This is a genomic window from Spiroplasma endosymbiont of Phycita roborella (assembly GCF_964031195.1).
Lineage (GTDB): Bacteria > Bacillota_I > Bacilli_A > Mycoplasmatales > VBWQ01 > Spiroplasma_E > Spiroplasma_E ixodetis_A.
The window spans coordinates 636,626-650,954 of the sequence record NZ_CAXIQJ010000004.1; the positions used below are offsets into that span (position 1 = coordinate 636,626).

15 protein-coding genes and 2 pseudogenes are annotated in these 14,329 nt (G+C 22.0%); 3 read left to right on the forward strand and 14 right to left on the reverse strand.

Annotated elements, in window-relative coordinates:
- Window positions 1–54: 54 nt before the first annotated feature.
- Window positions 55–222, forward strand: a pseudogene (locus AAHM95_RS05565) (IS256 family transposase); the annotation flags it as partial.
- Window positions 223–264: 42 nt separating this feature from the next.
- On the opposite strand, the pseudogene AAHM95_RS05570 reads toward AAHM95_RS05565, so the two are convergent.
- Window positions 265–1,248: pseudogene (locus AAHM95_RS05570) on the reverse strand (IS256 family transposase); the annotation flags it as partial.
- A 98-nt stretch (window positions 1,249–1,346) separates the two neighbouring features.
- On the opposite strand from AAHM95_RS05570, the gene AAHM95_RS05575 reads away from it, so the two are divergent.
- On the forward strand, window positions 1,347–2,585 hold the full coding sequence (locus AAHM95_RS05575) for an IS256 family transposase (RefSeq protein ID WP_281749630.1): 1,239 nt from the start codon (window positions 1,347–1,349) through the stop codon (window positions 2,583–2,585).
- Here the strand turns inward: AAHM95_RS05575 and AAHM95_RS05580 are convergent.
- The 6 genes from AAHM95_RS05580 to AAHM95_RS05605 form a co-directional block, all read right to left on the reverse strand.
- Complete coding sequence (locus tag AAHM95_RS05580; RefSeq protein ID WP_342274351.1) at window positions 2,572–2,745, reverse strand: hypothetical protein; 174 nt, start codon at window positions 2,743–2,745, stop codon at window positions 2,572–2,574. The genes AAHM95_RS05575 and AAHM95_RS05580 overlap by 14 nt on opposite strands.
- Window positions 2,746–2,869: 124 nt before the next feature.
- A complete protein-coding gene (locus AAHM95_RS05585) occupies window positions 2,870–3,259 on the reverse strand; it encodes a hypothetical protein (protein ID WP_342274352.1) in 390 nt (129 codons plus the stop codon).
- A 92-nt stretch (window positions 3,260–3,351) separates the two neighbouring features.
- Complete coding sequence (locus tag AAHM95_RS05590; RefSeq protein WP_342274353.1) at window positions 3,352–3,960, reverse strand: hypothetical protein; 609 nt, start codon at window positions 3,958–3,960, stop codon at window positions 3,352–3,354.
- Window positions 3,930–4,169 (reverse strand): hypothetical protein, encoded by a 240-nt coding sequence (locus AAHM95_RS05595; RefSeq protein ID WP_338975886.1) that lies wholly within the window; start codon window positions 4,167–4,169, stop codon window positions 3,930–3,932. The genes AAHM95_RS05590 and AAHM95_RS05595 overlap by 31 nt, the downstream gene beginning before the upstream one ends.
- Before the next feature lie 241 nt (window positions 4,170–4,410).
- The gene (locus AAHM95_RS05600; RefSeq protein WP_342274354.1) at window positions 4,411–5,073 is read right to left on the reverse strand and encodes a hypothetical protein; all 663 of its coding nucleotides are present in this window, start codon (window positions 5,071–5,073) and stop codon (window positions 4,411–4,413) included.
- A 204-nt stretch (window positions 5,074–5,277) separates the two neighbouring features.
- Window positions 5,278–5,787, reverse strand: a complete 510-nt coding sequence (locus AAHM95_RS05605) for a hypothetical protein (protein ID WP_342274355.1) — start codon at window positions 5,785–5,787, stop codon at window positions 5,278–5,280.
- Window positions 5,788–6,264: 477 nt separating this feature from the next.
- Here AAHM95_RS05605 and AAHM95_RS05610 point away from each other — a divergent pair, with 477 nt between their 5' ends.
- Window positions 6,265–6,564, forward strand: a complete 300-nt coding sequence (locus tag AAHM95_RS05610; protein ID WP_342274381.1) for an ankyrin repeat domain-containing protein — start codon at window positions 6,265–6,267, stop codon at window positions 6,562–6,564.
- A 100-nt stretch (window positions 6,565–6,664) separates the two neighbouring features.
- On the opposite strand, the gene AAHM95_RS05615 is transcribed toward AAHM95_RS05610, so the two are convergent.
- The 7 genes from AAHM95_RS05615 to AAHM95_RS05645 form a co-directional block, all read right to left on the reverse strand.
- Window positions 6,665–7,300, reverse strand: coding sequence for a hypothetical protein (locus AAHM95_RS05615; RefSeq protein ID WP_281749123.1), 636 nt, complete (start codon window positions 7,298–7,300; stop codon window positions 6,665–6,667).
- A 187-nt stretch (window positions 7,301–7,487) separates the two neighbouring features.
- On the reverse strand, window positions 7,488–8,459 hold the full coding sequence (locus AAHM95_RS05620) for an HNH endonuclease (protein ID WP_342274356.1): 972 nt from the start codon (window positions 8,457–8,459) through the stop codon (window positions 7,488–7,490).
- Window positions 8,441–9,553, reverse strand: coding sequence for a DNA cytosine methyltransferase (locus AAHM95_RS05625; protein WP_342274357.1), 1,113 nt, complete (start codon window positions 9,551–9,553; stop codon window positions 8,441–8,443). Before AAHM95_RS05625 ends, AAHM95_RS05620 begins: the two co-directional genes overlap by 19 nt.
- Before the next feature lie 122 nt (window positions 9,554–9,675).
- Window positions 9,676–11,163 (reverse strand): VWA domain-containing protein, encoded by a 1,488-nt coding sequence (locus tag AAHM95_RS05630; protein WP_342274358.1) that lies wholly within the window; start codon window positions 11,161–11,163, stop codon window positions 9,676–9,678.
- Between the two features lie 14 nt (window positions 11,164–11,177).
- Complete coding sequence (locus AAHM95_RS05635) at window positions 11,178–12,755, reverse strand: AAA family ATPase (RefSeq protein WP_342274359.1); 1,578 nt, start codon at window positions 12,753–12,755, stop codon at window positions 11,178–11,180.
- Between the two features lie 22 nt (window positions 12,756–12,777).
- Window positions 12,778–13,398, reverse strand: coding sequence for a hypothetical protein (locus AAHM95_RS05640; protein WP_281749118.1), 621 nt, complete (start codon window positions 13,396–13,398; stop codon window positions 12,778–12,780).
- Window positions 13,399–13,728: 330 nt separating this feature from the next.
- Window positions 13,729–14,190: a hypothetical protein gene (locus tag AAHM95_RS05645; protein WP_342274360.1), complete on the reverse strand. Its 462-nt coding sequence runs from the start codon at window positions 14,188–14,190 to the stop codon at window positions 13,729–13,731.
- Between the last annotated feature and the right edge of the window lie 139 nt (window positions 14,191–14,329).

Genomic DNA, 14,329 nt, shown 5'->3' on the forward strand with positions numbered 1-14,329 from the left:
TGTTTAATTAATTCTAGTAAATATAATTAAATGACTAGAAAGAGTGAGTTACAGATGGCTAAAAAAGATAACTTTAATAATAATGATCCAATATCAAAAGCAGTAGATTTATTACTAGAAAATACTGAAGATTTAACAACAGTTTTTAAACCTGGCGGTTTATATAAAGAATTAACAAAAAGATTAGTTGAAAAAATGTTGAATTCTGAAATGCAAAATTATGAGGCTTTTTAATAATCTGTGTATCTTTGTTTTACAAAGTTACTAATTTAGATTAATTCTGTCTTCAAATTTTATCATAAAATGAGCAATTGCTGTATTTCAATTTTGAATAGGCAATGTTCATTTTTTTGTTATATTTTCAATTGCCAAGTAAAATATTTTGAAAACTGCCATATCATTAGGAAAAACTTTTTTATTTCTGATGATTTTTCGTAATTGACTATTAACAGATTCAATAGCATTTGTAGTATAAATCACTCTTTTGATTTCTACTGGATAACTAATAAAAACCATTAAATTATCTCAATTTTTATATCAAGATTTAGTAATTTGAGGATATTGTTTATTTCATTTACTTTCAAACGATTCTAAAGCTTGCATTGCTTGTTCTTCACTACATGCACTATAAATTGGTTTTAAATCTGCAACTAGACCTTTTCGATGTTTGTATGAAACATATTTTAAACTATTTCTAATTTGATGAACAATGCATAATTGATGTTCTGTTTTAGGATAAACTGATTGTATTGCTTCTGACATGCCTGTTAAATTATCACTACAAGCAATAAGAATATCATTTAAGCCACGATTTTTCATTTCTGTGAAATTAGATAATCAAAACTTAGAACCTTCATTTTCACTGATTCATAATCCTAAAACATCTTTTTTGCCTTCTAAATCAACTCCTAATGCTATATAAACTGATTTGTTAATAATCCGTTTATCTTGTCGTACTTTAACTACTATACAATCAAAATAAACAATAGGATAAATACTTTCTAATGGTCGATTTTGTCATGCTTTAACATCATCAATAACATCATCAGTAATTTGACTAATAACACTTTCACTAATATCAGCACCATGATATAACTCTTGCAACTGCATTCTAATGTCAGATAATGTCATTCCTTTTGCATACAAGGAAAGAACTTGTTGATCAAAACCATCAAATCTTCTTTGCCTTTTAGGAACTATTACAGGAGTAAAATTACTATTGCGATCTCTTGGTACATCAATTTCAATTTTAGGAAATGTTTAGTAATCTGTGTAACTTACAAAAATAACTATGTTTAATTAATTCTAGTAAATATAATTAAATGACTAGAAAGAGTGAGTTACAGATGGCTAAAAAAGATAACTTTAATAATAATGATCCAATATCAAAAGCAGTAGATTTATTACTAGAAAATACTGAAGATTTAACAACAGTTTTTAAACCTGGCGGTTTATATAAAGAATTAACAAAAAGATTAGTTGAAAAAATGTTGAATTCTGAAATGCAAAATTATTTAGGATATGAAAAAAATCAACATAGTACTACTGAAAATGCTCGTAATGGTACAAGTTCAAAAAAATTAATAACTCAACAAGGTAAAATTGAAATTGATGTACCAAGAGATCGCAATAGTAATTTTACTCCTGTAATAGTTCCTAAAAGGCAAAGAAGATTTGATGGTTTTGATCAACAAGTTCTTTCCTTGTATGCAAAAGGAATGACATTATCTGACATTAGAATGCAGTTGCAAGAGTTATATCATGGTGCTGATATTAGTGAAAGTGTTATTAGTCAAATTACTGATGATGTTATTGATGATGTTAAAGCATGACAAAATCGACCATTAGAAAGTATTTATCCTATTGTTTATTTTGATTGTATAGTAGTTAAAGTACGACAAGATAAACGGATTATTAACAAATCAGTTTATATAGCATTAGGAGTTGATTTAGAAGGCAAAAAAGATGTTTTAGGATTATGAATCAGTGAAAATGAAGGTTCTAAGTTTTGATTATCTAATTTCACAGAAATGAAAAATCGTGGCTTAAATGATATTCTTATTGCTTGTAGTGATAATTTAACAGGCATGTCAGAAGCAATACAATCAGTTTATCCTAAAACAGAACATCAATTATGCATTGTTCATCAAATTAGAAATAGTTTAAAATATGTTTCATACAAACATCGAAAAGGTCTAGTTGCAGATTTAAAACCAATTTATAGTGCATGTAGTGAAGAACAAGCAATGCAAGCTTTAGAATCGTTTGAAAGTAAATGAAATAAACAATATCCTCAAATTACTAAATCTTGATATAAAAATTGAGATAATTTAATGGTTTTTATTAGTTATCCAGTAGAAATCAAAAGAGTGATTTATACTACAAATGCTATTGAATCTGTTAATAGTCAATTACGAAAAATCATCAGAAATAAAAAAGTTTTTCCTAATGATATGGCAGTTTTCAAAATATTTTACTTGGCAATTGAAAATATAACAAAAAAATGAACATTGCCTATTCAAAATTGAAATACAGCAATTGCTCATTTTATGATAAAATTTGAAGACAGAATTAATCTAAATTAGTAACTTTGTAAAACAAAGATACACAGATTATTAAAAAGCCTCATACGTCTTTTTCTAATTCTTGTAAAATATTAAAATACTCTTGATATTCTTTTATTGCTTGTGAATATATTATTAATTTAATTATTACTTCTCATTTGTTTATAAGTTTAATATCCATTTTAATCATTCTTTCCATTAGTTCAAATATATCTCTTATAACCCACTATTTAATCCGATAATTTATTTATGTTTTATAAATAAATTCAATATCTATAATTTTAATAATTTATTTTATTAATAACTTATGCTACAACTGTTTGTTTAGGAGAATGAAAGTCAATATCCATATCAATATTAATACTTTCACCGAAACTATCACTTCACTCACTAATGCAGCTTTCAGAAACAAGACATGTATCAGAATCTAATTGAGATGATAATGATTTATCATCATTAATAACTTTAATTTCGTATTTTTTTTGAAGTTCAATATTTTTTAAAACATCTTTAAATAAAGTTACTGCAAAATTACTAATTAACTCTACTTTTAAACTATTAAATCCAAGATTTTTAATTACTTTTTCACATGTAGTAACAAATTCGACTTTTCACACTTCGTATTCAGAAAACTTTAAATTTTTAGATTTTTTTTGTTCTAAATAAAATGCTAATAGTTTAGAAGATAAATCCAATTCTGCTTTTTTAAGTGCTGACTTATCTAGTGATTTAGTATAAAGATCTTTAAATTTTTTTAAAAAAAATTCTTTTTCTGCAATCTTTTCACCTAATTTAATTTCTCAATTTTTGTTACTTTTTTTAACTGTCTACATTTTCAAATCTTATAAAATCATATGTTTTTTATTTTTCCTAATTTCATATTATTTTTTTCTATTTTATCTGTAATAAGTTTTATTTTTAAATCAATTTCTTTTAAAACCAATTCTTGATTATCTTTTAGATTATTATATTGTTCATTAACTAATTTATAACTGGCAAATGCTACTTGAAAACTTAATATTTCTTTACTATTAATTGTTTCATAAATAAATTTTTCCATTAAATTTTTTACTTCTATAACTTCCAATTCATGTTTGTTTTGAAAAGTTTCATCACGAAATACATCTAAAAATAAAGTTTGTACTGTATTAGTTATTATTTTAATATTTTCTAAATCAAATCCTTGTAATTCATTCATTTTTATATTAGCAAATTCAATAAATATATTTGCTCATTGTTTATATTCATAAAAATATAATCTTTTACCATTTAAAGAATTATCATCAAAATATAAGGATAATATTTTCCAATAAATATTATGTTCAGCAAATCGTAATTTTTTTTCTGCTAAACTTCTTTTTGTTTTTAAAATTGAATATTTTTTGACAAAAATCATTTTCTGATTTTATTTTTTAAATTTAATTCTCTATTATTGTTTGAATTTATAAAAGCATTATATCTATCTAAACAACTATAATATTGTTTTAAAATTTCATTTAAATCATTAAAAGATTTATTATATTTTTTCATTTGTTCATCTTTTTTTGCTTCTTTAATAAATTGTTCTACTTTTTCTTCATTAAATAAAAAATCTAACTCTGACACTTAAATTTCTCCTTAACATATTTAATTTGTTTTTAATTAATATTGTTTGCTAATGAATTATATAAAAATAATAAAAAGCCACACTAATAAATTTAATTTATTAACGGGCTTAATTTTACAAATATATAATTCCTAAAAATAATACACCTATTATAATCATTTGTAAAGGGAAAATTATTATTAAAATCATAATTTATTTCTATTTTATACAATATATTTTGTTAAAATAAAAAAATAAACTTTACATATTAAATGGTCTATTTTCTAAATTTGTTACTACACTAGAGGTATTATTAATCAAACTTATATTTTCAGGAAAATCTTTTTCATTAATAACTGTGATTGCCACTTCTTCTTGAAATTCTTTATTTGTAACAATATTTTTTTTAAAATTTTGAAGAATTTCAATAAAATTACTTAAATTTTTAAATTTCACGCGTTCTGTAATATAAAATCTCTGGTTTTTACATACTTTAATAAAGTTATCTATTCATTTTTGAAATTCTTCATTTTTTATTTCTTTATTATGATTTGTTTCTTTTAAATATAAAATTAAAATAAGATTTCATATACCACGAATTGCAAAAATAAATTTAGAATGTTTATATTCTTCAATTAATTTAAGTGTATTAATTATTTCTTCTATTGCTACTAATTCAACTTCCATTTTTGATAAAGAAAAAGTATTATTTTTATTTTCTTTCTTTTTAATTTTATTTTTATATTGTTCATTTCTTTCAAGTAATTCTTTTGATATCTTTGTGACTGTATCAATAGTCTCTTTTATTTCATTTCTTTTAAGAAGAAACAATTTATAATCAACCAGTATATCGTATTTTTTAATAATTGATATTTCTCTAATATATTTTGGTATTTTTTTGGTAAAAATAGGTAATTGTTCCATATATGTTTTAAATATTTTAGTATTTATAATTTCAAGTGCATCATTAAAAAGATTAAAAGATATTACATCTTCTATTTCTAATTTAGACTTTTCTTTTTCAATATTTAAATTATATTTTCTTTGAAAAGTTTCATCACGAAATACATCTAAAAATAAAGTTTGTACTGCATCAGTTATTATTTTAATATTTTCTAAATCAATTCCTTAAAGTTCATTCATTCTTATATTAGCAAATTCAATAAATATCTTTGCTCATTGTTCATATTCAGAAAAATCTAACGTTTTGCCTTCTATAGTAGTATCATTAAAATATAATAACAATATTTTTAAATAAATAATATGTTCCATTTCCCGTTTTGGTGCATTATCACGTAGTTCTAATAAAATATTATGTATTTCTTCCAACATATTTGCTTTCTTTTCTAAGTTTTTTATTAAAAACATTTTTTTATTATTTTCCTTTTTTAAAAAAATAGAATTTAATTTTTTTATTTTTTTATTATTAGGAACTGTTTCTGTTCTTAATTGTTCTCTAATTTTTTCTTTATTTTTTAAAAATTCATCTAAATCATAAAAAAAATTCATATATTGACATTCACCATTTAATATGATTTCTTTATAATCATTAAAAAAAATCTTTATTTCATCACTATTTTTTAGTAAAATAAGAAATTTGTTTATTCTTTCTTTTTCTAAATGTTCTAATCTTGGCATTAAAATTTCTCCTCATAATAATGTTAATTTAAAATATAAATTATAATATTAAAAAACCTTATTAATAAATAAATCTATTAAAAGGCTAATTTTGCAAATATTATAATTACTATTGATAATACACTACTATAAAATAATAATTAAAATCAAACTATACAAAATACTTATTTTATAATCATTTATTTATATTCTTTAAATTATTTTTAATTAAATATTCAAAACCTTAAAAATACAAAAAAGCATATTAATTGATAGATTAAAAAAATAAATTATAATTTTATTAATTTAATAATTGTTTATTCCTATTATAGAAATATCTATAATAGGATTTTTATTAAATTACTAAAAAAAGGAGCATTAAAAGATATGACTAAAAATGAGAAATTAATGATTGCTATTGAAGAAGGTAATTTAAAAAAACTATGAAATTAGTAAAAAAATGGCGCCAATGTCAATTATAGAAACTTTAAATATTCCATTTGTAAAAAACTTACCGGTAAAGTGACTTCTTATCCAGATAAAAATACTAGTGGTAATACTCCATTAAAAGCCGCCAAAAAAGGATATTTAAATATAGTTAAATTTTTAGTAGAAAATAACGCTGATATTAATCATACAAATCAAAATGGTAAAACTGTCCTAATCCTAATTGCTGATAATAATATAGAGGGAGTTAAGTTTCTAATAGAAAATGGTGCTAAAATTGAATGTATAGATAATTTTTGAGAATCTAGAAGTGAAAGAATATTTGCAATCATGAATTTTAAACTCAAGTAAAAATGAAATAAATTCACCTAACTCTAGTAATCAACGAACAACAAATATCAAAAAAACAAAGTTTGCTAATGATCTAATTAAAAGTCTAAAATAACTTTTATTATTTCTTAGTTTTAATATTTCTAACTTCTTTTAATTGTTTTTTTAACGTTTTTAATTGCAATTGTAAATCTTCATATGATGGTAAATCATCACTTTTAATTTCTTCTTTTTTGTTTTTACTATAATCATTAGTTTTTTTTGATAATTGTGGAGGATTAACTCATAAATTTTTTAAGCCATATCAAAAAATAGTAAGTAAACTTAAACCAATACCTGCTCAAGGAATTGTTCATAAATCTTTAAAAGGAATAGTTTGAAAATTTCTAATATTAAAGTAATTAAAAAGTACTAATACAAAAAGTATCAATACTAAGGTTATTAATAACATGTGTATAGCAAAAACTGATCTTGAAAAAGGTTTTTTAATAAAAATTAATGGTATTAAATAAGTTAAATTAAAAATCAATAATGTTCCAAAAGTATATAAAGAAACTATACTATCACTAGTCATTAATTGTTTATAAAAACTACTAGTGATTGGTTCTTTATTAACGATTAAAGTAATAATAATAGCAATATTGTTTTTTAATGGAACACCCCAATTAAATAATGGAAAAATTGATAAACTAATTGTTACTGTTAAAACACTAATAATAACTAATGTTTTACTTAAAATTAAATTATTTTTTTTCATATTATCCATCTCTCATTATCAGTTTATTTTTTCCCTCTAATAATATTTTATCATTATTAAAGCAAAAAAATAACTATCAAAAATTAAGATTAAGATTTATTTTTAGTTTTAGCTAAATTTATCATAAAAAAATTATAAACAAATCCCTATTAAAATTCATAACATAAAAAAGTTCTAACAAATATATTTAGCCTAATAATAAAAATCCATTAATATACCTAAATATTTTTTCCCTATGATATTTTATATATTCTTTTTGTTCATTATTAAATCTTAACTGTTTATTTTTAATAATTTTTTTAAGCTTATACACATCATTATTTGGTAATAAATCAGAAAATATAATATAGCCATTAATATCAAATGTAATTAATCCGCGATCAAAAAGTTTATCAAATATAGCACTAAGTAATAAAACATTATTTAAATCTATTTTTTCTTTCTCTTCAGAAAAAACCCAAGGTTTTATATGTGATGCTATTAATAATTCATTATATTCCAATTCTGTGATTTGACATACACTGTATTTTTTAATTATTTTTTTTCTTAATTCATCTTGACCTTTTCTTGCTGTTACTATTCTTTTATTTGAATTTTTCCTTAGTTCATTTTGTTGTTTAAATAAAATACTATTCTTTATTAAAGAAAAATCTAAACCAAATGAAATAAAAACGTGATTATCTTTCGTTTTTTTTATTTCTAAAAAAGTTTCAAAAGGTATTGCAATATAAAATATTATTTTACTAAAAATAGGAATTTCTAAGGAATATCTATTTTTACTAAATGTGGTTATAATATACTCTTCATTAAAATTATCATTTTCTAATAACATACTATTATATTTACTATAAAACATATTAATCATTTCGTTAATTTTTTTAATATCAGGACTTTTAAAATCATGACTAGTTTTTAAAATTGTTACTCATCTAATTCTTAAAGATTCAATAAAATTTTCTAAATTGTGTAATGAAAAATAAATATTTCCCTTAATCTCTTTACCAAATATTTCTAAAAATTGATTTTCTGAAAATTTTATTTTAGCTTGACCATTAGTTCTAGAAATTTTATGTTTATTATTAGCACAAACATATTCATTAGATAAAGTAATTACCTTATTTAATATGATATCATTACTACTTATAACGATATTTCCCATGATTTATTTCCTTTTTTTTCTTTTATAGAAGTATCAATGTTAGAATTTTCTAATGACAATAATATTTCTTTTAATAAATGTTCAAAAACATTTACTACAATACTATTACCAGATTGTCTATAAATCTGAGTATTAGAAACTACTATTTTAAAAGAATCAGGAAAACCCATTAATCTTAAACACTCCTTTGGCGTTAATCTTCTTATCCTATCAGTATCATAATTAACATAATTGTCAGTACTTGCATAATGATATTTAAAAGAAGAACTTAAGATTGTTTTTGCTATTTGAGGATTTGCCTTACCTTTTTTTAAAACTGTATTTTGTAACTTTTCTGACAAAATAAATTTTTTAATATACCCTTCTGAAACAAAATCACCAATAAAATTTGACTGTTGATTTCTAACTTGACAAAGCATTATTTCACCATTAACTTGTGTTATCTTCTTTTTCATTCTTTCTTCATTTAAAACGTATTTTTTAGCTTTTTCTGATATTTCTTGTTCATCTAAAAATGCTTTTTCTAAAAAATCACTCATTTTATATTTTAATTCAATAGGTTTTGGAAATTTAAAATCAGTTTCATTTAAAAATCCAACAACAAAAAGTCGATTTCTACTTTGTGGAATACCATAATCTTTAGCATTTAAAAGTTTATAGTGAATATTATAACCCGTTTCTTTAAATTTTTGTTCAATTATTTTTCAAGTCTGACCTTTATTATTTGTTAGTAACCCTTTAACATTTTCAAAAATAAAAACTTTGGGTTTTATTTCATTTACAAGTCTAATAAATTCAAAAATTAATAAACCTCTAGTATCTTCCAACCCTTTTTGAAAACCAATCGAACTAAAACTTTGACATGGAGAACCACCTACAAATATATCAACTTTATTTTTAAACTTACTACCATCAATATTATATATATCATCATATCATTGATTATCATTTATTTTATAATTTGCAAAGTATGTTTCTTTAACATATTTATCATTATCACAAGCAAATAATATTTCATGTTCAATATCCATTTTTTTAAGCGCTTGTTCAAATGAACCAATACCACTAAAAGAGGTTGCTACTTTTAATTTCATATTCTTACCTCCATTAATTTATATTCAAAAAGAATTATAACAAAATAAACTTATATTTTAGTTTATTTTTATTTTTTATAATATTTATATTTTATATAAAAATTATTTTTAAACGAAATGCATTATTTTATTTTTTTAGTTTTAGCTAAATTTAATGCAATTTTTCGCGCAGCAAATGGATCACGAGGATCATAATGTCAATAATTAGTAAAATATTTTTTAAAATTATTAGGTAATGTTGAAGAAGCAATATTAATAGCATGAAAACGATTAGCTTTTGCTTTTAGTTGTAACATTAAATTAATATTATTTTTAGTAATATTAGCAGATAAAAAATCAGAAACTACCAATAAGTCTGCATTATGATATGTCTTAGATTGCATAATTGTTAAAGCATGACTAATAGCTGGATTAATATTAGTATGTCCTTTAAAACTATGACCTAAAAAATGAATTAGATTGGGAATTGATGAAACTAAATTAGATAAGTCATAAGTTTCAAATTTACCAGAAAAATTAATCATATAGCACGGTCTTTTTTCTTGTAAAGCAATTTTACTAATAGCCAGCGCAATTGATTTTGCAATAATTTCTGGACTATGACTCATTGATTTAGATGTATCAATGCATAAGATAAAAGGGCCTTCACTTTCGGGAATTGGTACTTCTACAACTTCTTCAACAAGATGTTCAGTGGCAACTAAATCCATTGATTCAAACTCTGTAATTGCTAACTTTTCTTCAACAAATTTTTTATAAAAAATGGCATTTAACTCTGGAATAGCAAGATTAACTAATTCTAATGGTAATAAATGTTCTAAATCTTTACCCTCGGTAATTCCTACTATTTCTTCAGGCCATTTTCCTAATGGCTTTAATTCATATTCAATTTGTACTTTTTGATGAATCTGCTTTTCTGTTAAACCTGAAATTCCTTTTCAACGACCAAGTAGTCTAGCAATTTCAATAATAGCTGGATTCTTATTTAAAATTTCACCATATTGTATAATAGTATTTAAATTAATTTTTTTAAAATCATTTAAATCTCCTTCTCAAAATCGTCCAAAAAAATTTCAAGCAAAACCAATAATATGCCTTACTTCATTAATAATTTTAATATTATTACTTCACATTGTTAAATACTTTTGACGCATTTGCATAGTTTCAAATAACTTATAATTTACAATTCTTTGAACAATTAAACTTTCTCAATGTCTTGTAAAATTATCAAAAGTTAATTTACTATTAAGTTTACGATCCTTAAATTTTTCTTGAAAATAATGAAAATAATTAATCATTAGTGAATCAAGAGTTTTTGCCCTAGTGTAAATTTCTTGTCAATTATTTTTTAATCTATCAATACCATTAATCATAACTCAGAAATATAATCGTAATTCTTTTTTAATGATGGGACTAATAACAATATTTTTACTTTTTTCTAAAACTTCATTTAAATAAAAATGACTAATTTGTTGATCAAATTCCGGAGCTAATCAAGCAAAATTTCTTTTAAATCAAGCAAAACTACTTAAATTTGTTTCTGATAAAGACATTTTTTTTAATTTGGTTTCTAAAATTTGTGAAACATGGGATTCAATTAATTCTTCCATACTAATCACCTATTTTAATTAACATCAGAATTATTATTAGTGTCATTAACATTTGGGATAGTTATTGGTGAATCTTCAGTTAGTGATTCTGATGAAAGAGTCTTTTCGGTTTCTGCCTCAGGTATTTGTGAAATTTTATCAAAAAATGCCATTTCTAATAGTGATTTAAATTGTTCATCAAAAAATATAGAATTGGTTTTACTTAAACGATGATATTCTTGTTCAAAATGTACTTTTAATTCATTAATTTGTTGCTTTAAATCTTTAATTTGACTATTAATATTTCCAAATTGTGATTTACTATCAGTATTAGTTAATTCAACTTGAATTATAGAATTATTTGTAATATTTATTAATTCACTAGAATTCTTTAATTGTAGTTCAAACTTCTGATTACCTTCCATTTTACTTAAACTTTTACCATAAAATAATTGAATATTATGACTTTTTTTATTACGTCGTAATAATAACTGAAAATCCTTTCTACTAATAAAACAAATTGGAAATTCATCACTATGTCATAATAAACGATAATATATACCTTTAATTTCTTCAGAAAATGGATTGGAGTAAATAGATGGTTGATTTTGACTATCTTTAATGTTTTCGGCATTATTACTTAATGTTTCCAACTCACTTTCCAGTTCAATCTGATTTTGTTTTAATGTGTAAGTTAAATCTTCACAATATGCTTCATTGAAAAGTTTTGTATATTCTTTTTCTTGAACTTCATTATCTCAAATACAGTAAGGAATAATCAATAAATCAGGCTTATCAGTAGTTGTTCTGCCATTATAATAAGCTGAAGCTTTTATTAATTTTGCAATTTTTTTTCATCTTCGATCAGAAATGTAAGCTTTACCATTAGTTGCTTCTGTTAAAATTTTACGAAAACGAGAAATAAAACTTAATGTTTCTTTGCTTAAAGTAACAGTAGTTTCCAATTCTTTTAATCACTTTTCATATTCAGATTTTTTAATTTGTAATTCAAGCGGAACTTTTACTTCTAAACTAGTAATACTTTCTAGCATATCATTAAAATTTTCTTCATTAGTTAAACCATAAACTATCATTCTAATAATAAAACGATCAAATAAAGCTTCTAAACCTTTACCGCTTTCTGGTAACTCATTGGAAGCTGAAATTAATAGTTTTAATGGTACTTTGATATCAACACCACCATTACGAAAGATTTTTTCATTAATAATAGTTAGTAAAGTATTTTGAATTGAAGGGCCTGCTTTTCAAATTTCATCCAAAAAAGCAATATCAACAGCAGGTAAATATTGATCAATAATTCTTACATAGTTACCTTTTAATAAATCTTTGATTGAGATTGGTCCAAAAATTTCTTCTGGAGTAGAAAAACGATTCATTAAATATTCAAAATTTCGCCCATCATGAAGCGCATATTTAATTCGTCGTGAAATTAATGATTTAGCAATTCCTGGTAATCCTAATAAAAATATTGATTCTCCTGATAATAACGCCAAAATAGCAAGTTTAAAAACAGTTTCTTTTTCATAAACATCAGCGCTAATTACTTTAATTAATTGTTCAATTCGCTTAGAAAGTAAACTATCTGTATTCATTATATTCTCCTTTACTTATTATTTATTCGACACTTAATTCTCTTCTTACATCATCACTTTTAACAATTAATAAACAAGCAGCAATTAATCATAAAACAGTTATTAATAAAACAATAATCATAAATATTGGAACTTCTGCAGAAACAGTTTCATTTACTAATCCATTAACCACTAACAAAATTGTACAAAATACTTCTAAAACTATAAAATAAGCAATTGCTAAAATAATATAAACAATTGATCATCCAAACATAGCACTAGCAGTGCGACCAATCGCTACTGGTAAATAAAATATAAAATTAAATCCCAGAGTTATAATTAAAAATATATAAATTATATAAGTTGGGTTCATGTTACTACCTTTATTACTCAAAATTTGATTAACCAAATTGTTAGCTAAAAAATAAGAAAAAATTAAATGAAAACATGAAACTGTAAGTAACAAAATACGAGCAATATTTTCCATTTTTGAACTTCAATACATTCTTTTAAATTTAATACTATCACTTAATAACGGATTATAAGTAGTAAAACGTTGTTCTTCAATATCTTTAAATGATTGATTATCATTATTTGATTTGATAATACTATTATCAACATTTGACAATGGAGTATTTTTTAAGTCATCTTTTTTTTCTTCCATATATCTAACACCCCTTATTTTTTATTTATATTATAACTTATTTTAGGTATTAAAACTTAATAATAGTATCTGATATAAATCAAAATTATAAGCGTTTAATTTTACAAAATTATTAAATAAACATATTATCAAATTTAAATTTATTTTTTTAAGATATAATATGACAAAATTAAAAAACAAAAAAATAATTATTTAACTTTGACCATCCAAAATTAAATAATTATTAAAAATATTTTTTAAATAAATAAGAAATTATAAATCAATATATAAAATAAAATATTTTGTTGATTCACTAAAGATAATACTTAATATATTTTAAAAACAAAATACCTAATGAACATAATAACTGTTAATTATTTCACATTTTTGGATTGCATCTCAAAAATTATTATTTTTTATTTTTACTTTTAAACCAATAATTAAAAAAGTTAATGCAATAGTAAAAAATCCAAAAATTGGAGTTAAAATTATACAAAAAATAACTCCAATTTGTAACTGAACTCAATCATAATAACCATCATAATTATGAATTACTGATGAACATATATTTTCTGCAGAATGATTTAAAATATAATTTACACTCATATAATTTAATAAACTAAATCCATTTGTTATTTCTAGTGTTATTTCTATAATAAGTCTTTTTTCTTTATATAATTTAAGATTTTCAAAAAAACTTTTATCAAAACTTGAAAAACCAATTAACATTAAACTAATTACCATAATTAAAATAGTTAAAATAAATAAAAATAAGGTTGCTAATTTTAATTTTTTATATTTTTGCAATATCATTTATAATTTTCCTTTCAAAATAAAAACCCATTTGCTTTTATCTCAACAAACAATGGGTTAAAAACTACTATATTATTTATATTTTTTATACATAAGAATAATAACAAATTTATATTAATTTTACAATTAATAATCTATA